This window comes from Brevibacterium picturae (assembly GCF_900105045.1).
Classification (GTDB): domain Bacteria; phylum Actinomycetota; class Actinomycetes; order Actinomycetales; family Brevibacteriaceae; genus Brevibacterium; species Brevibacterium picturae.
In genome coordinates, this window is record NZ_LT629739.1 from 3,081,114 (window position 1) to 3,104,871 (window position 23,758).

Below are 23,758 nucleotides of genomic sequence, written 5' to 3' on the forward strand. Positions count from 1 at the left end.
CGCACGTTAGTCTTTGGACGTGAGCAGGCTGCAGATCGGCTTATCTAGAGCGGATGGTCGATCTTCTTAGCTGGCAGTGGAAGCGTGACGCCAGTAGCGATGGGAGTTGGCAGAGAATTCTGAAGCTTGTCGAGGTCGACGGCCAAAGCTGGGAGATGTGCGTTCTCGGCCAATGCTTCGATATCGACCTCGGGAAGATCCTGGATCGAAATGGATGCTCTTGAGATCCCTGAGTTGTCGAGCGTAGAGAAGAAGTCCTCAAACTTGAAATCCGCACCCCATAACGGGTGGTCGTCGATCCGTAACCATACCCATGGAATCTGATAAGCCTGAGCGATTATTAGCCCATGCAGTGAAGTTGATACTACGGCCCGTGCACCTGCGACAGCATCGACGACGTCACGAAGGTCGGCTTTTACGTTCACGAAGTTGACGTCGCCGAGGATGTGCTTTGCGAAGTATTTCTGATGATTCCCGTGAGGGGTGAATGCTACTTTCCCCTGACCTGCTCGATGCGGCGTGTACAGGCGAGGGAGAAGTAGAGCTGGGTCACCATAGGTATCCGGCACATCCCATCCGATCTGTTCCACCAGGTGTTGTTGCGTGATCTTCCCTCTCACCGCGTGGATCCTTATACCAGTGAGCTTTCGTCTGGAGGCGATTTCTTCATCGGTGAATGGGCGCATGAGACCGCTGCCCCAGACATCCACGTTATCGCGATTGAACCACCCGAGAATTGAACCAACAGAATAGACAACTCGTGGATCCAATTTGACCCTATTGGGCAGAAGCGGTCGCCTGCCCGTCAGCCGATTGATTATGTGAGGTCCGCTCCAATCGCCGAAGTTGACGACTCCTGCTGACCAGTACGCACTGACATTCTGGCCAGTGTCGAATTTTCCACTCTCGTCGGCTAGTCGTGTCGTCAACACCATACGGACGCACGAAACGAATAGCTCTATGACCTCGTCCGGGTCTTCTGAGCTACCGAGAGCATGGACGTGACGGTCGCGGGCGTCCAAGTACAGACGGGTTTCTGTGACTAGCATGTCGTTGAGCCAGCGATTGGCCGGTTTGCTCGTGCCGATGGCTCCCACCACGTACTTGGGGCCTTCTTTGACCGCCACGACCGATACTGCAGAGCCAAGGATCGGCAGTTTGAGTTTGATGTCACTCTGATTCTCTACAGCGCGGAACGGTTCGGCGTACGGGAACTTGCTCTTTCGATTCAGCCGCCTGGTGATCTCGGATCTTATCCCTCCCGGAGAGTTAACCGGGGTTGTGGGGATTGAGTCGATCAGCTTTCGTCCGCGCCTAATTAGTGGGTCGGGCACCGAGCGCTTTATGGTCTTGACTAATCTGCTGTTCATCTGCGAATCCTGTACCTGTCGATAGTCTCTGACGTGCGTTCTGGTCCTGCAGAAGTGCAGTGATCACAGTTGCACGCGACTGCTCCAGATCGCCTTCTTGTGACACTGTCGTTACCGCAGTTGCTGGCGGAAAATCGATGAGGGCGCTTCTGACAGACTCCGGACATGTATTGGTCCCGCCGATGACGGCATCGAAGGCGCGCAGGCGGTTGTTGATCCAGCTGTCGTTCTGATCGGTGCCGATGTACGCATGGGTGACATTTCGGTGCGTCAGTTCTCGCAAGTTCAGATTCGCCTGTTCGAACTGCAGGTGGAGGTTGGGCTTCAAATTGGCGAATATCTTCTCGGTCTCAGACGCCGAACGTCCGATATGAACCCTGAGCACCGTCGAATCACGCAGCCGGTCGAAAGCGCGCTGGTTACCGGCCAGCAGGGTCAGCGAATAGTGTCGGCTCAGCCGCTCGAGAGTGGGTAGCCAGTCAATGAGTGGGTCAATGTCGTGAGGGCCTGCCATCGTCGAGACAAGCACGTCGGTGGACCTGAGCTTCATGGCCGAGTCTTCTAGGTCGATGGAATGGGCCTCCCCACGATACTGTGCCACCAAGTTGGCGACTCCCGTCGTGGCGAAGTCGATGCTGCGGTAGGCAAATGTCAGGCCCTGTGCTGCCTTCTGCTTCAACGCCGATCTCTGTGGACGAGTGTTGCCTCTGCCCTCAGAAGACACGCGTTCTTCTAGCCCGTCGGTCGCGCGCGAATCGTGACCCGTGGCTTGATCGCGTTCATCGATGACGTAGTCAACAGCAGCAACAAATCTGTCGAGGGACCTCCCTGGAGATCTGTCGCCGTAATAGTAGTCGGCCCAGGAGGCGATCGCTTCCCGGGCGCCTTCATTACCAAGGAAGGCGTCGATGATGCGGACAGAGTCGTGCGCATCAGATGCGGCCAGAAGGGGCGTTTCCGACATGAATCCCTCGTGCGGCATAACGGCCTCGGGCTCGAACGGCCTTGTGACAAGCAGAGGTTTCGCCGTCGTCAGCCAGTCATATGCGACTGCAGAGATATCGGTGATCATGACGTCTGCAACGTCCAATTGCCATCCGAACGGAGTGTCATCAATGTAGTGTGGGCCCCCCGAACGCTCATTAGCCACAGTTATGAGGCCTTTGATCTGCTCGTTGGCCGCAGCGAACTCCGGTTCGTGGATGCCGGTACGAGGGTGAGGACGGTAGATCACCCGAAAACGTTCATCGGATAGAAGAGCGGAGACTATCGCCACCCCGTGCGAGGCCACGGAGCCATAGCGCATTGTGAGTCTTCCGCCTTCCCACGTTGGAGCGTAGAGGACGGTGATGCGATCTGATCGCTTCTCGAGCGGCGAGGCGTACTCGATGTCGATCTGAGGACGGCCGATCGCAATCGTCCTCCCGTCAACGTCATAGTTCCGGACATGTTTGCGAAGTCTCTCTCGAGAGGCCTCTCCCGCCACGAAGAAGTAGTTGAATACCTTCACCCAGTTGGATGCCATATAGATTTTGTCGGATTCGCCATGGCAAATGAAGACGTGTTCGGCGGAGGTGATGCCAAGGATTCGGTAATTCGCGTAATTTTGATTCGGATAGAGGATCACCTTGGGCCTGACGTCGTTTTCGACCTCCCGAAGATCTGTGTAGCTGGGTGTGAGGATGACTTTGAGGTCGGTTTCCTGCGAAATGATCTCGGCGGTGGCTGGCTGATAGCACAGTATTGCGACGCTGTGGGTCTTTGCCAGGTGCTCCAGCGGGCCGTACCACTGCCTGACCTGATAGAGATTGACCGGTTCGCCGGGAAAGTTGAGGAGGACGTCGACTTGGTGGTCGGGCACGGGTCTGAATCGCGCGAGCGCGCGCAACTGCGATCGACGACGCACGGTGCTGACTGAAGTGTTCAGTTTGCGGACGATCTTGCTTGAGAGTTCCAACGTATCCGCGACGGACACCATATAATCTACCGTGAGTTCCCATGCTGTAAGGACATTTGTCTTTAGAGGAGTCTAGCGTGAGTTTAACGGAAGGTGAATTACGCAAGGTCCGATTCTCCGGTGATCCGAAAAATGGTCCCGCTCAACAGAATCTGGTTAAATCGACAACTAATGCGCTGACTGTAGTTGAGACCAGAACAAATCGAATCTGTCCCGGTATCCAAGTCTCAGCCGATTCGCCTCAGAATGGCTGCAGCCTCTTACGGACCATCGCACCCGACAGCCGTCCGCCGACTGCTGTCATGCCGACGATGACGGCGAAGAGCAGGCCGATGACCCAGACGGTGTCTCCCAGCTGTGTCTGTAGTGCCAGGGCCAGTGAGGGCACGAAACCGCCGATGAGCCCGGCAATGTTGTAGGACACGGCGACGCCGGAATAGCGGTGAGTGTCGTCGAAGAGCTGAGACAGCAGAGTGCCCAGCGGGCCGTAGGGTACGCCGAGCACACCGATGCCCAATGCAATTCCGGTGGCTGCGAGCAGCGGATGCCCAGAGCTGAGGAGGATGGCCACCGGGACGGTCATCACGAGGGCCAGGAGGCCGCCGCCCGTGACGACGGTCGCTGGCGAGAACCGATCGCCCAGCCGACCACTGATGACGATGGCGATGGCTTCAAGGACAGCACCGACCAGTGTGGCGGTGAGAACCAGTGAGGTGGTCATGCCCAGGACGTCGGTGCTGTAGTTCACGGCGTAGGTGGTCATGAGGAAGAACCCGCCCGAAGCAAACAGGCACGTGATGATGACCAGGAACATCTGAGGCAGCGAGGAACGCACCAGTTCCACGATCGGAATCTTCGCCCGTTCATCCTCGGAGCTCTCGCTTTCTGCCTGCAGCTGCCGGAAAACTGGGGATTCCTCGACCTTGAGCCGCAAGTAGAGGGCGATCGCCAGCATGACGAACGACAGCAGGAACGGAAGTCGCCAACCCCAGGACATGAGGGACTCTTCCGGGAGCAAGGTGACGAGGGCGATGACGCCCGAAGACAGGACCGTGCCGATCGGGGAGCCCAGCTGGGGCATCGCACCGTAGATCGCCCGTTTGTTCTCCGGCGCGTGCTCGACGACCATGAGAACTGCTCCGCCCCATTCCCCGCCCAGCGACAGGCCCTGGATGAAGCGCAGGGAGGCGAGCAGAATCGGTGCGGCGACTCCGATCTGGCTGTAAGTGGGCAGCAGGCCGATGAGCCCGGTGGCCGTGCCGATGATCAACAGCGTGACGATGAGGGTGGTCTTGCGGCCCAAGCGGTCGCCGAGGTGGCCGAAGATCACTCCGCCCAGGGGGCGCGCGACGAAGCCGATGGCAAATGTCAGCAGTGCAAGCACGGAGCCGGCTGCACCGGGCAGCTCGGGAAAGAACAGCTCGTCGAAGATGAGGGCGGCGAAGAGGCCATAGAGGAAGTAGTCGTACCACTCCATCGCCGTGCCCAGCAGAGACGAAACTGCTACGCGATTGAGCTCGCGCTGGGTCGGCTGCCGAGGCACCGCGCCGTCACTTGTGCTGTCAGCCATGGAACCGTCCTTTACTGCACTGTGGATCGGGTCATGGCTCACGACCCTAGCAAACGCCGAGTCTCCACGATCTCCCAGACCGCCAACATCACGAAAAACTAACAAATACCTCGGTAAGTATTGCCCAAATCGCAACTCGTGTGCAGAATGTAGAGGTGGTTGAGACGAGCAATGGTGCAGGCGACAGCCAGGACTCCCTGGTGGGGCGTGTTCGTGACGCGATCAGGACCGCCGGAATCAACCACAGCGAAGTCGCTCGCAACATCGGCATCGAACCGAGCAAACTCTCCAAATCTCTGGCCGGTACACGCAACTTCCGGGTCGAGGAGATCTCGCAAATTGCCTCCCTGACCAACGTCAGCACGGATTGGCTCACGACCGGACGGTCGGTCCAGCCGCCTCGGCGACGGACGATCCCTCACTTCCACCATGACCAAGGCGACGAAGCGGCTGGGACTCACGCGGGAACTCGCGAGCCTGCGGGAGCCGGTGACAGTTCGGCGTCGCTGGATGACTCGGAGCCGTTGCCGGATCCGGCAGAGCGCCCAGCGGGGGAGTGGCTGTCGAAGGGCAAACGCAACCAGCGCAGAATCACCGCCGCTGCCTGGGAACTCTACGCCGATCTGGGCGTGGACAATGTGCGTACGGAAGACGTCGCCCAGGCCAGCGGACTGAGCACCTCGGCGGTCAATTATCATTTCCGGTCGAAGTCGCAGCTGCTGCAGGCGACACTGCGCTACACCCTCGACGTCCTCTCCGGCATCCGCGGGATGACCGACCCCGACGACCCCCTGATCACTCTGCGCGAATTCGCACGCGTCCACGCCGGCGTCAACGACAAGATCCGCCGCGTCTGGTCCATCTGGGTCCAAAGCTGGGCCCGGGCCGCCGTCGACGAACACGCCCGAGCCACTCTCACCGACGTCTACGCGGAATGGTTCGAGATGTTCGCCTCGGTCGTCCTCGCCGGCCAGCGAGCCGGCACCATTCGCGCCGGCGACACCATTCTCATGGCCAAGGGTCTGAGCGTCTTCATCGACGGACTCGGCGTCGCACGCAGCACGGGCCAGATGAGCATCACCGATGCCGAAGCGCTGCAGATGCTTGATGACTACCTCAGCGAACACATCGTCGCCACCGCACCCGATCATGTGGTGGCCGCACAGGACTCGCGAAGCACCCGAACTTCTGACCGACCGATACCGCACCCGCAGGAAGAAGGCACATGAGCACACCGAATCGAAGACAAGCGCTGGGGGCCGGGCTGTCGATATCCGCAATCGCCGGCCTGAGCGCCTGCGGAGGCGGAAGCGTCGGTGCCGCCTCCGCCGGGGACCCGGTCAAAGGCGGAAGCCTGCGCGTGGGAGCCACCGGCGGCAACTCCGCAGACACCGTCGACGCCCACATTCCCGTCAACAACGGCGACGTGTGCCGCGCCGTGAACCTGTACAACGCCCTCTACGGGTGGGACGACGACTCACAGGTCGTGCCGCTGTTGGCGGAGTCCTTCGAATCCAATGACGACGCCACCGTGTGGACGTGCACGCTGAAGCCGGGCATCAAGTTCTCCGACGGCAGCCCGATCACTCCCGATGATGTGATCTTCACCTTCAAGAGGATCACCGACCCCGACGATCCCAAGACCGCAGCAGCGAACTTCACAATGCTCGACAAGGTCGTCGCCACGGGGGAGCGGACCATGGAGTTCCACCTCAGCGAGGCCAACGGCCTGTTCAAGGATGCCGTGGCCGAATACACCGCGGCCATCGTCCCCGAAGGCTACGACCCGGAGAACCCGGTGTGCTCGGGGCCGTTCAAACTCAAATCGTTCACCCCCGCCCAGTCGACGGTGATGGTGCCCAATGAGCATTACTTCAATTACGAGAAGATGTACCTCGACGAAGTCCAGTTGCTGAACTTCAACGACTCCGACGCCCTCATCAACGCCCTCCTGTCCACCCAGGTCGACGCGATCGCAGGGATCCCGCTGGCCCTGGTCGAGGTCATCGACGCCGATGAGCGCATGTCCATCCTCAACTCCGAGACCGGCATGTGGCTGCCCTTCACCATGCGCGTGGACAAGGCGCCCTTCGACGATGTCAAGGTGAGACAGGCCTTCCGCCTCGTCGTTGACCGGGAGCAGATGATCGAACAGGTCCTCTCCGGGTTCGGCACTCTTGGCAACGACATGTTCGGGCCCTTGAGTGAGAACTATCCGGAGTTCCCGCAACGTAAGCAGGACATTGACAAGGCCAAGAAGCTCCTCGCCGAGGCGGGCTATCCCGATGGTCTCGACGTCGAGTTGGTCACGGCTCCGATTCAGTCCGGTGCTGTCGAATCCGCGCAGGTCTTCGCCCAGCAGGCCGCCGACGCCGGCATCCGGGTCTCGATCCGCAGGGTCGATGCGACGACGTTCTTCGGCGAGCAGTACCTGCAGTGGGACTTCGCTCAGGACTTCTGGTACACCCGTGACTTCCTGCCGCAGGTCATCTCCTGTTCCCTCGAGGAGTCACCTTTCAACGAAACCCACTGGGACGACCCGGCCTTCAACAAGGTCTTCGACTAGGTGCGCGGCATTCCCGAGGTCGAGAAGAGACGCGATCTTGAACACGAACTGCAGAAGATGCTCTACGACGAAGGCGGTTACATCGTCTGGGGATTTGCCAACCAGGTCGACGCCTTCCAGAAGTACGTCGGCGGGCTGGTCAAGAACTCCACGGGACGCCCCCTGAGCGGCTGGCGGTTCGACCGCGTATGGATCGGAAAGGTGTGACATGTTCGGAAAAGTCATCGGACGCAGGCTGATCTTCTCCGCCTTCATCCTCATCGCAGTCTCCCTCCTCGTCTTCGGCGCCACGCTCCTCCTGCCCGGTGACGCGGCCCGCGCTATCCTCGGCCAGCAGGCGACTCCGGAGCGCATCGCCGCACTCAATGAGCAGCTGGGCCTCAACCAACCCGCTTGGCAGCGTTACTTCTCCTGGCTGGGTGGACTCTTCGTCGGCGACTTCGGCACCTCGACGGCCAGCGGCGGTTCCGTGGCCCAGCTCCTGGGCGAACGCATCGGCAACTCGTTCATCCTCATGGCCGCAGCCGCCATCATCTCGGTGCCTCTGGGCATCGGCCTGGGCGTCTACCAGGCACTGCACCGTGGCGGCCGACGTGATCAGGCCATGACGGGCCTCAGCCTTGTCTTCGCGGCCATGCCCGAGTTCGTCATCGGCATCGGCCTCATCGCGATCTTCGCGACCTCTGTCTTCCAGATCCTGCCCGCCGTGACCCTGGCCCCGCCAGGCGAACCCGTGTGGGGCCGACCCGAGCAGTTGATCCTGCCCACGTTGACACTCATCCTCGTCGTCACTCCCTACATTGTGCGGATGATGCGCGCGACGATGATCGAAGTCCTCGATTCCGGCTATGTGGAGATGGCCCGCCTCAAGGGCGTACCCGAGAAGCGTGTCATCATGCGCCATGCGGTGCCCCACGCACTGGGCCCCGTTGCTCAGGTCGTGGCGATCCAGTTGGCGTGGTTGGCCGGCGGCGTGGTCGTCGTCGAGTTCCTGTTCCGCTATCCGGGTCTGGGCCAAGCGCTCATCGATGCGGTGACCTACCGTGACGTGCAGGTCGTGCAGGCGATCTCCATGCTTGTCGCCGCTGTCTACGTCGTGGTGAACCTGGCGGCCGATGTCGTCGGCATCCTCACCAACCCGAAGCTGAGGAGTGCAGCATGAGCACGAATACGAACAACCTCGACGAGCTCAAATCCAGCGCTGTCGACGGTGGTGAGGTGCCGAAGGAATCACAGACGACCTACACCCCGTTCTTCAAACGTGTGCTCGCGCAGAAGCAGGGCAAGATCGGTCTGACACTGACCATCATCATTCTTCTGCTCGCATTCTGCGGTCCATTGCTACTGCCCTGGGTGACCGGCAGCACCGCGACCGAGTTCGTCGCGAAGCCCTTCAGCCCGCACGGGCTCTTCGGCTCGGACAACCTGGGACGCGATGTGCTCTCCCGGTTCATCGCCGGTGGACTCACCCTCATCGTGTACTCGGTGCTCGCCACGGCCCTGGGCATGATCCTGGGTGCCATCGTCGGCATGCTCGCCGCCTATGTAGGCGGGGCCTTCGACGCGATCATCATGCGCCTCAACGATGTCATTCTCGCCATCCCGCAACTGGTGTTCGCGCTGCTGGCGATCACGGTGCTGGGTCCGCAGGGCTGGGTGCTCGTGACCGTCATCGGCATCACCCACGCCCCGCGCATCGCCCGAGTCGCCCGTTCTGCGACCCTGGGTGTGATCACCGAGGACTACATCCTTGCCGCGGAGATGTACGCGATGCCGCGGTGGAAGGTGCTGCTGCGTGAGCTGTTGCCCAACATCACCGGCCCGCTGAGCGTCGAGGCCGGGCTGCGCCTGACCTACTCGATCGGCTACATCGCGTCCCTGTCCTTCCTGGGACTGGGCCTGCAGCCGCCCGCGGCCGATTGGGGCCTGATGATCAACGAGAACCGGATCGCGCTGAGCATCCAACCCTGGGGCGTGCTGCTGCCGGTGATCGCCATCGCGTTGCTGACCATCGGCACCAACCTGCTCGCAGACTCCTTCGCCAGGGCCACCGCATCGACTTCAGTGGAGGCATGATGACCACCGAGACAACCACCGTCCACCACGATGATGTAGGCGTGCCGAACGAGAAGATCGTCCTGCGCGTCTCCGATCTCAAGATCGAGACGAATTCGGGCAACGAGATCCTCCACGGAGTGAACTTCGCCCTCAGCCGCGGTGAGATCCTCGGACTCGTGGGGGAATCCGGGTCGGGCAAGACCACGGCGGGCCTGGCCTGCATGGGCCACTTCCGAGAAGGGCTGAAATTCGCGTCCGGGTCCGTGAGTCTGTGGCCTCGCGGTGATGACACCGCCGTCGAGGTGGTCGAACTCGACGAGGTTGCTGTGCGGTCCCTGCGCGGATCGAGGATCGCCTATATCCCTCAGGATCCGGCGCTCTCGCTCAACCCTGCGATGCGCGTGGGTGAGCAGATCCGTGAGATCCTCGACATCCACGGTTTCGGCGACTCCGATGCCGAGCGCGTCGAGAGAGTCTCCGCGGTGCTCGTCGACGTCGGACTTCCAGGGGACAAGGCTTATCAGAAGCGGTGGCCGCACCAGCTCTCCGGCGGACAGCAGCAGCGCATCGGCATCGCCATGGCGTTTGCCATGTACCCCGATGTGCTCATCCTCGACGAGCCGACCACGGGACTCGACGTGTCCACACAGGCCGTCGTCCTCGACACGATCCGTCAGATGACGGTTGCGAACAATGTCGCCGGCCTCTACATCACCCACGACCTCGCCGTGATCAAGGACATCTCCGACCGGGTGGCCGTGATGCTGCGCGGCGACCTCGTCGAAGAGGGCCCGGTCACAGCAGTCCTCGAAGACCCGCAGCATGAGTACACGAAGATGCTCATGTCTGCAGTCCCGGACCTCGCCGGGCGCAAGACCATCGGCGAAGGCGCGGCAGCGGAACCGGAGCCCGAGCCCAAGGCCACCCACATCCTCGTCAGTGACGGACCGGACGAGAAGGACTCGGCGGGGGACGAGCGGGCCTCGGCAGGGGAGCTGGACTGGGCAGTTGCTTCGGCGGGGGATGAACGAGCCTCGGTGGAGGAGCGGGGCCGGGCAGCCGCCTCGGCGACTGCGCCCCTGTTGGAGACCACGGACGTGGCGCTGGCGTACGGGAAGGCGCAGATCCTCGACGGCATCAACCTCACCCTCGAACCCGGCGACTGCACCCTGCTGCTGGGCGAATCCGGGTCGGGCAAGACGACACTGTCCCGGTGCGTGGCCGGCCTCAACGATGACTATTCGGGCGCCGTGCGCCTGCGAGGCACGGAACTGGCCAAATCGACCAGGAAGCGGACGAACGAGCAGCGAGTCGGCATCCAGTACGTCTTCCAGTCACCGTTCTCCTCTCTCAACCCGCGGCGGTCGATCGGCCAGTCACTGACGGTGCCGCTGGAGATGAGCGGGGAGGGCACCGCTGGGACCCGGAAGGCGCAGGTTGAGGAGGCACTCGACGCTGTGCGTCTGGGCCGCAGCTTCTACCATCGCAGGCCAGGTGACTTATCGGGTGGTGAGCGGCAGAGAGCCGCGATCGCACGGGCGTTGGTCAACCAGCCCTCGGTCCTCGTCTGCGATGAGATCACCTCAGCACTCGACGTGAGTGTGCAGGCCTCGATCATCGGGCTGCTGCGCACACTGCGGGCCGAGCACCAGCTGGCGATGCTGTTCGTCACGCACAATATTGCGCTCTCGCGCCATATCGCCGACAACCTTGCCGTGCTCAACAAGGGCAAGATCGTCGACTACGGACCCACTTCCGAGGTTCTGGAGAGTCCGAAGCACGAGTACACGCGCACGCTGATCGCGGACGTGCCGAAGTTCTGAGGCGCGACTCTCGGGCCGGGATGGGAGACAGCAGCGGACAGACGAAGACGGACTCCTTCTTCTCGGCGTCGCGGCTCTTTCAGGTGTGCGCAGTACAGTGGCAGGATCATCGAGTACCGCAATTCATGAACAGAGGCGCGCATATGAATGAACCCGACGCGATCATTCAAACTCTTCGACCACTTCTTGGCGACGAGAAGGGCCTCGCCTCGCGGACGTCGACAGCACACCTCAGCACAGCCGTGGCGTAGATGAGTAAGTCCGATGCGGCCGCCGCCGCGAACACGGCAACGAACTCAACGACGTTCGAATTCGTAGCGCGGGCCGGCTTCGCAATGAATGGCGTGCTCCACGTGCTGATAGGCGTCACCGCGATTCGCGTCGCGACCGGCCACGGCGGGAAGCCGACCGAGGCGAGTGTCATGACAGATGTCGCCGACCTGCCTGAAGGTTTCCTCGTGCTCTGGGCTGCGTTTGTGACTTTCGCAGCTCTGGGCCTCTGGCAGGCGCTGGAGGTCGTGTTCGGCCACCGATACCGGTCCACACACAACCGCGTCATCCAAAAGGGAAGCTCGATCGGACTGACCGTCATCTATATCGCCCTCGCCGTTGCCACTGCGACATTCGCTCTCGGCGGGTCCGGCAGCAGAAGCCGTGCCAGGAAGTCACAGCTGAGCCTGGAATTGATGTAAACGATGCAAGGACGGCTTCTGATGGGCGCTGTCGGTGCGGTGATATTCGGCTTCGGGGTATTCTTCATCGTCAAAGGCATCCGACGAGGCCATCGGAAGAACTTGAATACCACCAACGGAGGATTCGGGACGACAGCCGTCATCCTCGGCGCCATCGGCTATCCAGCCAAGGGCGCAATCGTCTGCTTCGCCGGAGCGCTCGTGGCCTATTCGGCCTTCGCCTTCGACCCGTCGAAGGCGAAGGCGTCGGTGCCGTGTTCCAAACCATGCGCCACCAGCAGTTCGGGCCCGCATTGCTGACCGCGGCGGGCTTGGGACTCATCAACTATGGGCTCTACCTGGGCTGCCGGGGAAAGATCGGCACGAGGGCAAACGACTATTGAGCGATCAATAGCCAGACAGATGTCCCAATACTAGACTGATTCGCATGGATGAACGCCCCCGCGAACGTCTTGACCCGACCAAGATCCGCGATCAACCCGCGCTCCGCAGCTCCTCTGGCACAGTGTGGATCGTTTCGGGCGGACTGTTCCTGCTCGTCATCGCCATCGTGCTGGCATGGGTCATCGTCAGCAGGGGAACAGCAGCGCCGCTCGCGATCGCGACCGGCGCTGCTGTCCTTGCGCTCTACGTTGTGCTGCTCGTCGTCCGCTTCGCGGTCCGACCCGGCAAGATGCGGTTGCGGATCATGGCCGCGGCGATGATCGGCATGGCACTGATCGCGGTCGTCGGGCTATTGGCGAGCGTGGGAGCTGAGGCAGTCAGCCTCCGGTGATGCCGAGGAGGTGTCCGTTCAGTTCCGTTCGGTGGAGTATCGCCTACCCTGATCGAACAGCGCACCGACGGCCACGAGCACACCAGCGATCACGAGGACCCAGCCGACCCCGGTTGTGGAATTGCTCGGCGATGACACTACCAGCGACAAGGCACCCAGCGGTGCCAGTCCGCCGGCCACAGCGGTGCCGATCTCACGTGCGGTGCCGACACCGGCGGATCGCGATTCGGGCGGGAACTGGCGGGAGAGGAACGAACCTTGTGCAGAGAACATCATCGGCGCCAGCACGCCCGTGCCTATCGCGATGGCCAGATAGACCATGAACGTGCTCGACTCCTGAAGCAGGGCAAGGAACATGAAAGCGAAGACCGCCGACAGCGCACCGCCGGCCATGATGACTGTCTTCGATCCGAATTTGTCGCACAGTTCGCCGAAGGCCGGGACGGTGACGATGGCGACCATTCCCGCGACCATCACTGCGCCGGAGGTGACGTTGGCAGACACACCCTGGAATTCGTCAAGGTAGGCCAGTGAGAACGTCTTGAAGATGTAGCTCAGCGCGTTGTAGCCGATGGCGATGATGAATACGACGAGCAGAGGGCGCCAGTGGTGGATGAAGACATCGAAGAACTTCGGCGGGGCCTTCTCCTCAGTCTCGACCTTGTTTTCCACCTTCTGCTCGAATTCCGGAGACTCGGGCAGCGATGATCGGATCCACATGCCGATGCCCACGAGTAGGATGGAGATGATGAACGGAATCCGCCAACCACCGGAGAGCAGGAACTCATCGCCGCGCAGTGTGAGCAGGAAGATCGTGGCCGAGGAGAGCACGAGCCCGATGTTGAGTCCCAGTGCCGGCCACGCGCCCTGGCGACCGCGGCGGCCCTCCTGCGCGTGCTCGTAGGAGTTCACTGCAGCAGAGGCGTATTCGGCACCGGCGCCCATGCCCTGGAACACTCGCAGGATGACCAGCAGGATCGGTGCCCAGGCCCCGATGTTGGCGTAGGTGGGGAGGAATCCGATGCAGAAGGTGGAGATGCCCATGAGTGCGAAGGTGATCACCAGCACCTTCTTGCGTCCCAGCCGATCACCGAGGTGGCCGAAGACGATGCCGCCGATGGGTCGGGCGATGAATCCGACCGCGAAGGTGGCGAAGGCCGAAAGCGTGTTTACCTGGCTGTCGCCTGCAGGGAAGAAGATCGTCCCGAAGACGATCGAGGCCATCGTGGCATAGAGGTAGAAATCGTACCATTCGACCGTGGTGCCGACGATGGTGGCGATGGCGACTTTGCGCAGTCGCTTCTTCTCATCCTGCGGGCTTTCGTCGAGGAGACGTCGCGGACCAGAGTTCGCCTCGTTGCGAAGAGTGCGCATATGGGTCAGTTGTCCTTCTGCTGTGATTTCGGTGAGGAGGGAGCGAGATCATGGGCCTTCGAGATGACGTCGAGGATGTGTTCGGCGATGGCCATCGACGAGGTGGCGCCGGGTGAGGGTGCATTGCGGATGAAAGTGGCACGGCCTTGGTGTTCGATGACGAAGTCATCGATGAGGGAGCCATCGGCATCCATGGCCTGAGCCCTGATCCCGCGGGTGATGGGCGTTGAGACTGCTCCCTTCAGCGACGGTACGTACTCTGCGGCCCCGGCGAGGAACTTCTTCCGCGAGAGAACGGCGCCGAGTTCGTGCACGGCAGCCTTCACGTTGTGTGCGGCGAACTTCCAGAATGCAGGGTCTGTGGCGACCCGAATGCTGTCCTTGATTCCGATCTTCGATCCCGAGTAGTTCTCGCGGCCAAAGGACAGGAACGCGTTGGGCCCGACCAGCATCTCACCGTCGACGCGTTTGGTCAGGTGGACGCCCAGGAAGGGATAAGCGGGGTCCGGTACGGGGTAGACTAAGCCGTTGAGCATCGTCCGATGTTCTTCGGCCAGCTTGGAATATTGGCCGAAGAACGGCACGATCGTGGGATGACTCGCTCCGCCGGCCATCTTCGCGACTCGGTCGGATTGCAGCCCTGCGCAGGCGATGACGAAATCGAAGCTCTCGACGTGCTCGGTGCGCTCACCTCGGCGCTGAGAACCGTGGGCCGAGGTGATGGTGGCGCCCTCGGGTGCGGCGTCGATGTCGACGACTTCGGCGCTGAGGTGAACGCGGCCGCCGGCGGCCGACACGTCGCTGACCAGTGAACGGGCGATGGCCGCATAGTCGGTGATAGCGGTATGAGGGGAGTGCAGGGCCAGGCATCCCACGGAATTGGGCTCGATCTCTCGGATCCGGTCAGGACCGATGAGCTCAACGTCGGGCACCCCATTGGCAACTGCACGCTCGTGGATGGCGCGCAGGCGATCCTCTTCCTCCGAGTGAAGCGCGACCACGATCTTTCCGCATTCGTCATAGGGGAGGTGGTTGGCCGTGGCATAGTCGCGGAGCAGATTGACTCCGCGGCGGCAGAGGCGTGCCTTGAGGCTGCCCGGTTCGTAGTAGAGCCCGGCATGAACCACTCCGGAGTTGTGCCCCGACTGGTGGGCGGCCACATGATCGGCCTTTTCGTACATGGTGACCAGGGCATCGGGAAAGCGCTGAGTGATCTCTCGGGCGATCGCGGCCCCATTGATGCCGGCGCCGATCACTGCGAATGATCGCCCTGTGCGCTGCCTGTGTTCTGTCATCTGTTTCCTGTCTCCCGTCCGGTCGTCGGTGTGCCCGGTTCTGCTGATCTCAAGCGCTGTTCGTCGAGTTCAGTGAGAGCCTTACCACGTCCGCTTCGTCCAGAGAAGCATACCAGCTTGCATGTAGCATGCAACACTCTAGGCGGGGGTGCCTGAGTGCAGGTGTGCGTGGTGCTCAGTCGGAGATCCACGCGAGTCGAGCGCGCAGGTCATGCTCGCCGAACTCCGGGCGCCGGCGGGTTTCCTGATTGATGAGCGTCTCGGCGGTGTTGTAGATATGCCGGCGCATCGCAATCGCGGCCGCACCGGGGTCCTGGGCCATGATCGCCTCGAAGACGTCGATGTGATCGGCGAAGCATTCCTGGCACGAGCGAGATGCCGGGACGGTGCCCACACCCGTCTGCAGGACCATATTGCGCTGCTCGTGCAGGACCTCAGCGGCACGGGCATTGCCGGCCATCGAGAGCACGGCGGAGTGGAAGTCGCGATCGGCTCGCAGCGTCGCCTCGGGGTCATCGGTGTCGGCTGCGACCTTGAAGTCAGCGTACCGGGCGTCGAGGTTCTTTCGCGCGTCCGTATCCGGGTTCAGTGCCGCTTTGCGAGCGAGTGGAACCTCGATGATCATTCGCAGTTCGAAGCCGTCGATGAGTGACTCGATATCGGTCTCGAGAATCCGGATGCCACGATTTGGTTCGATACTCACGAGGCCGAGGCGAGCGAGTTCGGCTGTGGCTTCCCGCACAGGCGTGCGCGAAACCCCCAGCCACTCGCCGAGGGCCGTGGCCGAATGAAGACTTCCCGTGGGCAGTTCGCCAGCAACGATGGCGTGGCGCAACCGTTCTGTTGTCTGTTGGGTCAGCGTCGGCCCGCGGTTGACGATGGACATGCTTCGATTCTGCCATGCCGTAGACGCGGCGATCACCAGCGGTCGGTGTGAGTAGGAATTCGGTTGTGTGCGGTTCCGAGAACCGCACACAACCGAATGGCTCAGCTGCTGGTCGAGTAGACCGTGCGGGAGGCTCCCGCACCGTCTCGATTGCGCCTGCGGGTCTCCGGGCTCGTACCCCGTGAGCCTGATGCCTGTCGATTGCTGCTGCCACTGCTGCTGGCGGCGCGGCTGCGATCATTGCGACGGCGGCCCTGGCTGCTCTGGCCGTTCCGACTGCTCTGGCCGTCCTTGGTGCGTGATGGTGTGCGGCCTCCCTGGGCGCTCCCGGCGGTGCGTCCGCGCGCTTGGCCGCCACGACTCTGCTCGCCGCTGCGCCTCGCTTGGCCGGCGCGGCCGTTCTCGTTGCCGCGGCTCTGCTCGGAACTGCGATTCTGCTCGCCACCGCGGCCGCTCTTGGCGCCGCGTCCTCCGCGCCGACGGCGAGGTGCACGCTGCCCGCCCTGCGGCTGCTCTGCCTTCTGCTTCTCTGCGGCAGCGTCGATTGCGATCTGCGGATCGACGTATGGGGCGATGTCGCCCACCAGTTCCGTCACGGCCGGCGAGTCTGCAGTGACCTTCTGCGGGGTTGCCTTGATAGCGGCCTTGCGTAGCAGCGTCACTGTGTCCTTGCGCTGGTCGGGCAGCATGATCGTGACGACATCGCCCGAGCTGCCGGCACGTGCTGTACGGCCGGAGCGGTGCAGGTAGGCTTTGTGCTCGGTTGGAGGATCCACGTGGACCACGAGTTCGACAGAGTCAACGTGAACTCCGCGGGCGGCAACGTCTGTGGCGACGAGCACACGTACGTCCCCTTCGCTGAACGCTGCAAGATTCCGGTCACGTGCGCCCTGGGACAGGTTGCCGTGCAGGTCGACGGCCGGAATTCCCTGGGCGGTCAGCTGGCGGGCGAAGCGCTTCGCCCGGTGCTTTGTGCGTGTGAACATGATGCGGCGTCCGGTGCCGGAAGCAAGCCGGTGGACCAGTTCGTTCTTGTCCTCATCGGCCACAGCGAGCACATGATGCGTCATATTGGAGACATGCGAGTTGGGATCGTCCACGGAGTGCAGCACTTCGTTGTGGAGGAACCGACGCACCAGCTTGTTCACATCGTTATCCAAGGTGGCGGAGAAGAACATCCGCTGGCCGTTCTCCGGCGTCTTCTGCAGGATGCGGGTGACACCCGGCAGGAACCCGAGGTCTGCCATGTGGTCGGCCTCGTCGAGGACCGTGACTTCGATGTTGTCCAAGGAAATCAGGCCCTGTTGGAGCAGGTCTTCGAGCCGCCCCGGGCAAGCGACGACGATGTCGACTCCTGCACTGAGAGCGAGCTCCTGGCGCTTCTGCTTCACTCCGCCGAAGATGGTTGTTGTCGCCATGCCATAGGCCCGAGCCAGCGGGTCGACCACGTTCGTGATCTGCGTGGCGAGCTCACGCGTGGGTGCCAGAATGAGGCCCCGCGGCGGACGGCCCTTTCGTGAGCCGGACGATGATGAGGCAACGAGGCGAGTCACCATGGGAATCGCGAAGGCCAGCGTTTTGCCGGAACCGGTTTTCCCCCTGCCCAATACATCGCGACCGGCGAGAGTGTCGGGAAGAGTGTCCTGCTGGATGGGGAAGGCATTCGTCATGCCCTCTGCTTCGAGGTGTTCGGTCAGTGGTGCGGGTACGCCGAGTTCGGCGAACGAGACAGAGGCGGCGGCTTTTTGGTTCGCACCGGCATCTGTCGGACGGGTGGTTGTGAGGTTCTGTGAGGGAGCTATGAGATGGCCCTTCGACGTGTCGGAAGGCGCACCGGCGCCATCGAATGATGACGAGACAGCCGCTTCCGAGCGAGGTGTGAGAACGCCGTTTTGACGCTCTGGACCGCCGAGAGGAAATGGCTTCAGAAACATGCGACCGGAATTCTTCACGGTTGCAGAGTCGAGGCGTCCTGACGACGCAGGGAACCCATGATCGGGTCCGCAGGTAGTACCAGCATACATCTGTTGCCCCTGTCAGTTCCACGTGGGGTTCAGCACCCCTTACCCGGAGCATTGATTCCTCCTGCTGCACAGGGATGATTTGTCGCTTCAGGTGCGGGGTGGGGTGAGGGCGCGAAGGTGATCTCCTGATGAAAGCAGTCGTGTAGAAAGGACCACGTAAAATTGCGGTCGAAGACGTCAAGGACCCGGTGATCGTTCTGCACCCCGGCATGGGATGATGAGCAGACCCCGAAGCTGAAGGAGCTGTCTGCCCACTGATGAACGACGACAACGATGGTGACACGTACACGATGGAAGTCGACGAAGACGGGGCAGATGGCTTGCTTCGGGCTGGGGTTCCCGATCGGCTGGAAACGGTGTTCCGACATCACGCCGCCCGGTGCCACGGCGGGATGGCGTTCAGCGTCTATCGTGCGGGTGAACCGGTCATCGCACTCAGGGCCGGTGTCGCCGGCAAGCGCGGGGACACCTCGGCGAGGGCATGGGACGAACGGACCCTGGCGGTGTTCTTCTCCGGCACCAAGGGCCTGGTCGCGACCATCGCGGCCAAGGCCGCGGGGGAGGGGCTGCTGGATGTCAACGCTCCTGTCGCCGAATATTGGCCGGAGTTCGCGGCAGCCGATAAGGGTGCGGTGACCGTTGCCCAGGTGCTCTCGCACACCGTGGGCCTGCCCTATGTCGATCCGGATCCCTCACTTGATTCCAACAATCAGCCACGCGCTGGGGACGAGCAATGGACGTTCCTCGACTCCCGGGCGATGGCCGACATTCTGGCGCAGCAGACCCCGCTGTGGGAACCGGGGACGAAGGTCGCCTACCACGCGGTGACCTACGGGTACCTGATGTCGGAAATCATCCTCCGCGCCACCGGCCGCAGCGTGGCCCAGTGGCTGCACGAGGACCTCGCGCGACCGTACGATCTGGACCTGCACCTGGGACTGTCGGCCGAGGACGAAGACAGAGTGGCCCCGATCTTCCAGGCACCTGGCTACTCGGTCTCGACCTATCTCAAGAACGACCCGAGGCGTCGGGCGGTCATCGACCGCATGTACGCCTCCCTGTTGGCACCGTCCCTGCCGATGAACACCCGAGCCTTCCATGCCGCGGAGGTCTCAGCCGGTGGTGGAATGGGCACTGCCGATGCGATGGCGAAACTGTACTCACTGCTGGTCACGCCCGGCCGCCTCGGCGGGGGAATCGTGACGCCCGAAGCGATGGGACAAGCGCTGCGGACGCACTCGGAAGGGCTCGATGTTCTCAACGATCGGCCCCTGCACTTCGGCCTCGGCTTCGAACTCGCCGACCCGATCGGCACATACGGACCCGTCGACCGAGCGTTCGGGCACTCGGGTGCCGGCGGGAGTCTGCATGGGGCGTGGCTCGAGGAGGGGCTCGGATTCTCGTTCTTGAGCAACGAGATGCTCACGGAGAACGTCGACCGGCGAGCGAAAGATCTGCTGGACGCGCTCGCCGGGAGGTAGGCCCAACCACCTCCGGGACCGTCAGCAGCCGTTCCAGACAACGGCGTGACCATTGCCGGCTTCGTCGTCGCTTTGACCGGCTGCGACATCCTGCTCGGACAGCGTGTAGGCGGTAGCCGAGTCACCGCCGAGTGTCGGCAGCTCAGTCACTTCGCCATTTCGCACGAGCGCAGCCTTGCCCTCCTGGGTGCCGGCAGCCGCATGCCCGGAACTGTTGACTGCATGGGTGCTCTTCAGCTGGGACGGCAGCACCTCGACGGTATTCTTCTCAAGGTTCCACAGCACCAGTGAACCGTTTTCGACGTCCAGATCGGAGAACCCCACGGCGTAATGTCCACTGATGTCTTCTGCCGCGGACAGGGGGCGATCATCGAGCTTCGGCAGCTTTCCGTGGCTGTCGTCCGGCCGCCAGGTGTAGGCGTGCGTCCCTTCATCGAAGGCGCCGACATCACCGACCACCGTGCCGTCGTTGCCGACGCCTCGGGCATTGGCGTGACTGTCCGTCGTCGGCAGCTCTTCTGCCGTCCGCCGCGAGCAGTGATCCTTTGACGGCTGCGCCGCCGAGTGATCGTGAAGTCATGGTCCCTTGCATCATTGCAACTCCCTGATACGACATTTCGCGCCAATATAGTGGCCATCAGGGACGCTGACAATGCTTCGGGGGATCTCCGCTGCAGCCTTCTGCACCCCCTTGCCAGGTGGCACGGGGAGTGCGACGCTGAAAATACCTTCATGATCGGCATGCTGGTCCGCAGAAGCGAAGGAGTAGACAATGCTCATCATTTTTTGGGTGGTGGCCGGGATTCTCGCCCTCTCAGGCATCATCTTGTTGTTTCGGAAACAGTTTAAGTGGGGCATCGTCCTGATCATCGCGGCGTGCATCGTCGGTCCGCTGCTGGCGACCTTCTACGGAGGGCCACCTGCCGGTCCGAGGAGTTGAAGTCGACGACGCCGCGGACTCAAGCCCCGGTCCGCCATGCACGGAGACTCCACAGCATCGGGTGAGTCTGCACAGAGAAGGAACACAGACTAGCGAAGGTGATTGCCATGGCGACATCAGTCAGCGACTTCATCATCGATCGGCTCATCGAGTGGGGCCTGCACCAGTGGTACGGCTATCCCGGCGACGGCATCGGCGGCTTCGACGGCGCCATGGGTCGCGCCCAGCGCGACGGCAAGGACTTCCGCTATGTTCGGCCTACCCACGAAGAGGAAGCGGCGTTCATGGCCACCGCCCACGCGAAGTTCACCGGCGACGTCGGTGTCTGTATCTCGACCTCCGGGCCCGGGGCCATCCACCTGATGAACGGTCTCTACGACGCCAAGGGAGACAACGCACCGGTCGTCGCGATCGTCGGCCAGCAAGCGCGGGTGTCGCTGGGCACCGAATTCCAGCAGGAGATCAACCTCGAACGTATGTTCGCCGATGCCGCCGTCTTCGTCCAGCCCGTGGCCACACCCATGCATGCCCAACTCGTCCTCGACAAGGCTGTGCGGATGGCGAAGGCCTACCGCGGGCCGGCCGTCGTAGTCCTGCCCGCCGACATCCAAACCATGGACATGGAAGAGCCCACGGTGGACCATTTCGTCTCCCGCAGCGGCATCGGCTTTGCCGAGGACCGGTTGCGGCCCGACGACGATGCCCTGGCCCGGGCCGCACAGGTGCTCAACGATGGGGAGAAGGTCGCGATGCTCGTGGGGCAGGGCGCCATCGGAGCAACCGACGAGGTGCTCGCGGTCGCCGATCGCCTCGGCGCCGGTGTCATCACCACACTCCTGGGAAAACAGGTGGTGCCGGGCGACGTGCCCTATCACACCCAGCAGCTGGGACTTCTGGGTTCACGACCGAGCTACGACATGATCCAGAAGTGCGACACCCTGCTCATGGTCGGCACGAACTACCCCTATGGGGAATTCATGCCGCCGACCGGTCAGGCTCGAGCGGTCCAGATCGACCTGTCCCCGCGGCACTTCGGAATCCGCTACCCGACCGAGGTGAACCTATGGGGCGATGCGTTGACCACACTGGCAGCCCTGGTGCCGCATCTGGACCAGCACAACACCGAATGGCAGCAGAAGATCGCCAGCCAACAGCAGGACTGGACGAAGGAGAACACGCGGGTGGCAGAGACCGAAGCCGACCCGATCAACCCCCGCGGCGTCTATGTATCCCTCAACAAGAAGCTGCCGGACAACGCCATCATCACCGCCGACGCCGGAAGCACGGCCGACTGGTACGGCTTCCACATCGAACTCGGCCGCAACCAGATGGGCAACCTCTCCGGCCGGATGGCGTCAATGCTGGCAGCCATGCCATATGCCATTGCAGGGAAATTCGCGCACCCCGAGCGGCCCGTGGTGTGCACCATCGGCGACGGTGCCTTCCAGACGCTGGGGATGAACGGCATGCTCACGGTCAAACGTCACTGGAAAGAATGGGCGAGCCCCTCATTCATCGTGCTCATCATCAACAACGGTGACCTCAACCAGGTGTCCTGGGAGATGCGCGAGGCCGGAGATCCGCGGTGGGACACGGCGCAGATGGTGGAGCCGATGGACTATGCCGGCTATGCGCAGATGCTCGGACTCAAGGGCATCCGGGTGGAGAGGCCAGACGACATCGGTCCGGCCTTCGACGAAGCATTCGGTGCCGACCGTCCGGTCATCCTCGACGTCAGATGTGACCGCAACACACCACCGCTGCCCGCACACATCGCAGTTGCTCAGGCACAAGGGCTCGCCGAATCGCTGCTGTCGGGCGACCCCGAGATGGGGCGCGTCGTCAATCAGAGTTCGCGTGCTGCCGCGGCTCGACTCTTCGCCCGCATGGGCCTGACCAACGATGACTGAGGTCGCCTCCACGACAGGCACAGCGGGTCAGGCACGCGCACCCCAGGACTGAGCCGAGAACTCCGCCGGTGCGCTCGCCCTGGCTAGTATTGTCACCATGACCGAGCACATGCGCAGACACGAATACGACCACGAGATCCCGTGGTCCCTGCCGATCGTGGTCCGGCGGTCGAAGACGAACATCGCCCGCCATATCGATGTCGTCGAAGCCACCGCCCGAGCCGTGGTCGCCTTCCTCGATGACCCTCGTTCACAGCCTGAAGGCCCGTGGCATGAGGCCGTCGAGTACTGGCGTGATGGTGCGATCCGCAAGGTCGTCCGCCGAGGCGATGGTCAGAAACTCGATGACGCGCGGGCATTGGGCTGCGTCGAGGTCACGTTCGGCGGCACGGACGACTTCGGGCCGGCCGAGGCGTTCGTGTTCCCTCCTGGACCGGTCGAACCGCTGCCGAAGGAGCTGAAGAAGCTGCAGGTGGGCGGCACCGAATTCCCCGACGAGGGAAGTTCATCCGTTCCCGCCGCCGAGGCTGTCGTGACGATCGAACTCTCACCGCTGGTGACGCTGACGACGGGGAAGGCCGCAGCACAGTGCGGTCATGGGGCACAGCTGGCCTATGAGCAGATGCCCGCCGAGGCTCGCGACCGGTGGCGCGAAAACGGATTCAGTCTGCGCGTGATCACACCGACGAAGGCCGAATGGGCGAAAGGCAACCGGCCGGTGAGCGTCGTCGACGCGGGCTTCACCGAGGTTGACGGTCCCACCGAGACCGTTCGCGCGTGGTGGTGACGGGAGAGGCTACTCCTCCTCGACCTGGTCCATCTCGTCCAGGGGACGAGTCTTCGTGCCGTTTCCGAATTCGTCGAGGATGATCATGTGCTTGACCATCTCCCCGGCTTCCTCATCCCAGACGTCGATGATGTCGCCCGGGTGGGTCCCCGGCTGGTAGAAATCTTCGTTGACTCCAGTCATCGAACTCACCTCCTGTCGTGCTTATGACGCTACGCCACTGTGACCTGAGTCTCAAGGACTTCTGCGC

At 62.5% G+C, this 23,758-nt stretch carries 22 protein-coding genes; 13 read left to right on the forward strand and 9 right to left on the reverse strand.

Annotated elements, in window-relative coordinates; all coding sequences use genetic code 11:
• Nucleotides 1–44 precede the first annotated feature (44 nt).
• From BLT92_RS14095 to BLT92_RS14105, 3 genes are all read right to left on the reverse strand, one after another.
• Entirely contained in the window at nt 45–1,370 is a 1,326-nt protein-coding gene (locus BLT92_RS14095) for a polysaccharide pyruvyl transferase family protein (RefSeq protein ID WP_092106537.1), read from the reverse strand.
• On the reverse strand, nt 1,315–3,348 hold the full coding sequence (locus BLT92_RS14100; RefSeq protein ID WP_092106539.1) for a CDP-glycerol glycerophosphotransferase family protein: 2,034 nt from the start codon (nt 3,346–3,348) through the stop codon (nt 1,315–1,317). Before BLT92_RS14100 ends, BLT92_RS14095 begins: the two co-directional genes overlap by 56 nt.
• A 220-nt stretch (nt 3,349–3,568) precedes the next feature.
• On the reverse strand, nt 3,569–4,897 hold the full coding sequence (locus BLT92_RS14105; RefSeq protein WP_092106541.1) for an MFS transporter: 1,329 nt from the start codon (nt 4,895–4,897) through the stop codon (nt 3,569–3,571).
• 155 nt (nt 4,898–5,052) lie between these two features.
• Here BLT92_RS14105 and BLT92_RS14110 point away from each other — a divergent pair, with 155 nt between their 5' ends.
• The 9 genes from BLT92_RS14110 (at nt 5,053) to BLT92_RS14145 (ending at nt 12,811) form a co-directional block, all read left to right on the forward strand.
• A complete protein-coding gene (locus BLT92_RS14110; RefSeq protein ID WP_231938842.1) occupies nt 5,053–6,126 on the forward strand; it encodes a TetR family transcriptional regulator C-terminal domain-containing protein in 1,074 nt (357 codons plus the stop codon).
• Nucleotides 6,123–7,463: an ABC transporter substrate-binding protein gene (locus BLT92_RS14115; protein ID WP_231938843.1), complete on the forward strand. Its 1,341-nt coding sequence runs from the start codon at nt 6,123–6,125 to the stop codon at nt 7,461–7,463. The genes BLT92_RS14110 and BLT92_RS14115 overlap by 4 nt, the downstream gene beginning before the upstream one ends.
• A complete protein-coding gene (locus BLT92_RS20920) occupies nt 7,464–7,670 on the forward strand; it encodes a hypothetical protein (RefSeq protein WP_231938844.1) in 207 nt (68 codons plus the stop codon).
• Between the two features lies 1 nt (nt 7,671).
• Nucleotides 7,672–8,625, forward strand: coding sequence for an ABC transporter permease (locus BLT92_RS14120; RefSeq protein ID WP_092106543.1), 954 nt, complete (start codon nt 7,672–7,674; stop codon nt 8,623–8,625).
• The gene (locus BLT92_RS14125; protein WP_197679622.1) at nt 8,622–9,539 is read left to right on the forward strand and encodes an ABC transporter permease; all 918 of its coding nucleotides are present in this window, start codon (nt 8,622–8,624) and stop codon (nt 9,537–9,539) included. The genes BLT92_RS14120 and BLT92_RS14125 overlap by 4 nt, the downstream gene beginning before the upstream one ends.
• Nucleotides 9,539–11,344, forward strand: coding sequence for an ABC transporter ATP-binding protein (locus tag BLT92_RS14130; protein ID WP_092106545.1), 1,806 nt, complete (start codon nt 9,539–9,541; stop codon nt 11,342–11,344). Before BLT92_RS14125 ends, BLT92_RS14130 begins: the two co-directional genes overlap by 1 nt.
• Nucleotides 11,345–11,595: 251 nt before the next feature.
• The gene (locus tag BLT92_RS14135; RefSeq protein WP_092106547.1) at nt 11,596–12,036 is read left to right on the forward strand and encodes a DUF1206 domain-containing protein; all 441 of its coding nucleotides are present in this window, start codon (nt 11,596–11,598) and stop codon (nt 12,034–12,036) included.
• A gap of 21 nt (nt 12,037–12,057) precedes the next feature.
• On the forward strand, nt 12,058–12,336 hold the full coding sequence (locus BLT92_RS14140) for a hypothetical protein (RefSeq protein ID WP_092106549.1): 279 nt from the start codon (nt 12,058–12,060) through the stop codon (nt 12,334–12,336).
• A gap of 127 nt (nt 12,337–12,463) precedes the next feature.
• Nucleotides 12,464–12,811: a hypothetical protein gene (locus BLT92_RS14145; RefSeq protein ID WP_092106551.1), complete on the forward strand. Its 348-nt coding sequence runs from the start codon at nt 12,464–12,466 to the stop codon at nt 12,809–12,811.
• Between the two features lie 18 nt (nt 12,812–12,829).
• Here the strand turns inward: BLT92_RS14145 and BLT92_RS14150 are convergent, their stop codons facing one another.
• The 4 genes from BLT92_RS14150 to BLT92_RS14165 all read right to left on the reverse strand — a co-directional run bounded on the left by BLT92_RS14150 (nt 12,830) and on the right by BLT92_RS14165 (nt 18,036).
• Nucleotides 12,830–14,185, reverse strand: a complete 1,356-nt coding sequence (locus BLT92_RS14150; protein WP_092106553.1) for an MFS transporter — start codon at nt 14,183–14,185, stop codon at nt 12,830–12,832.
• Nucleotides 14,186–14,190: 5 nt separating this feature from the next.
• On the reverse strand, nt 14,191–15,480 hold the full coding sequence (gene lhgO, locus BLT92_RS14155) for an L-2-hydroxyglutarate oxidase (protein WP_092106555.1): 1,290 nt from the start codon (nt 15,478–15,480) through the stop codon (nt 14,191–14,193).
• A 175-nt stretch (nt 15,481–15,655) separates the two neighbouring features.
• Nucleotides 15,656–16,366, reverse strand: a complete 711-nt coding sequence (locus BLT92_RS14160; RefSeq protein WP_092106557.1) for a GntR family transcriptional regulator — start codon at nt 16,364–16,366, stop codon at nt 15,656–15,658.
• Between the two features lie 101 nt (nt 16,367–16,467).
• Entirely contained in the window at nt 16,468–18,036 is a 1,569-nt protein-coding gene (locus BLT92_RS14165) for a DEAD/DEAH box helicase (RefSeq protein WP_197679623.1), read from the reverse strand.
• Between the two features lie 611 nt (nt 18,037–18,647).
• Between BLT92_RS14165 and BLT92_RS14170 the strand changes: the two genes are divergently transcribed.
• Nucleotides 18,648–19,871, forward strand: a complete 1,224-nt coding sequence (locus BLT92_RS14170) for a serine hydrolase domain-containing protein (protein ID WP_231938845.1) — start codon at nt 18,648–18,650, stop codon at nt 19,869–19,871.
• Between the two features lie 21 nt (nt 19,872–19,892).
• On the opposite strand, the gene BLT92_RS14175 is transcribed toward BLT92_RS14170, so the two are convergent.
• On the reverse strand, nt 19,893–20,330 hold the full coding sequence (locus tag BLT92_RS14175; protein ID WP_092106559.1) for a hypothetical protein: 438 nt from the start codon (nt 20,328–20,330) through the stop codon (nt 19,893–19,895).
• 313 nt (nt 20,331–20,643) lie between these two features.
• On the opposite strand from BLT92_RS14175, the gene BLT92_RS20640 reads away from it, so the two are divergent.
• From BLT92_RS20640 to BLT92_RS14185, 3 genes are all read left to right on the forward strand, one after another.
• The gene (locus BLT92_RS20640) at nt 20,644–20,811 is read left to right on the forward strand and encodes a GPGG-motif small membrane protein (protein ID WP_172802603.1); all 168 of its coding nucleotides are present in this window, start codon (nt 20,644–20,646) and stop codon (nt 20,809–20,811) included.
• Between the two features lie 107 nt (nt 20,812–20,918).
• Entirely contained in the window at nt 20,919–22,721 is a 1,803-nt protein-coding gene (locus BLT92_RS14180) for a thiamine pyrophosphate-requiring protein (protein WP_092106561.1), read from the forward strand.
• A 97-nt stretch (nt 22,722–22,818) separates the two neighbouring features.
• A complete protein-coding gene (locus tag BLT92_RS14185; protein ID WP_092106563.1) occupies nt 22,819–23,508 on the forward strand; it encodes an aminoacyl-tRNA hydrolase in 690 nt (229 codons plus the stop codon).
• Between the two features lie 9 nt (nt 23,509–23,517).
• Here BLT92_RS14185 and BLT92_RS20645 read toward each other — a convergent pair whose 3' ends face one another.
• A complete protein-coding gene (locus tag BLT92_RS20645) occupies nt 23,518–23,691 on the reverse strand; it encodes a hypothetical protein (RefSeq protein ID WP_172802604.1) in 174 nt (57 codons plus the stop codon).
• Nucleotides 23,692–23,758: the final 67 nt, after the last annotated feature.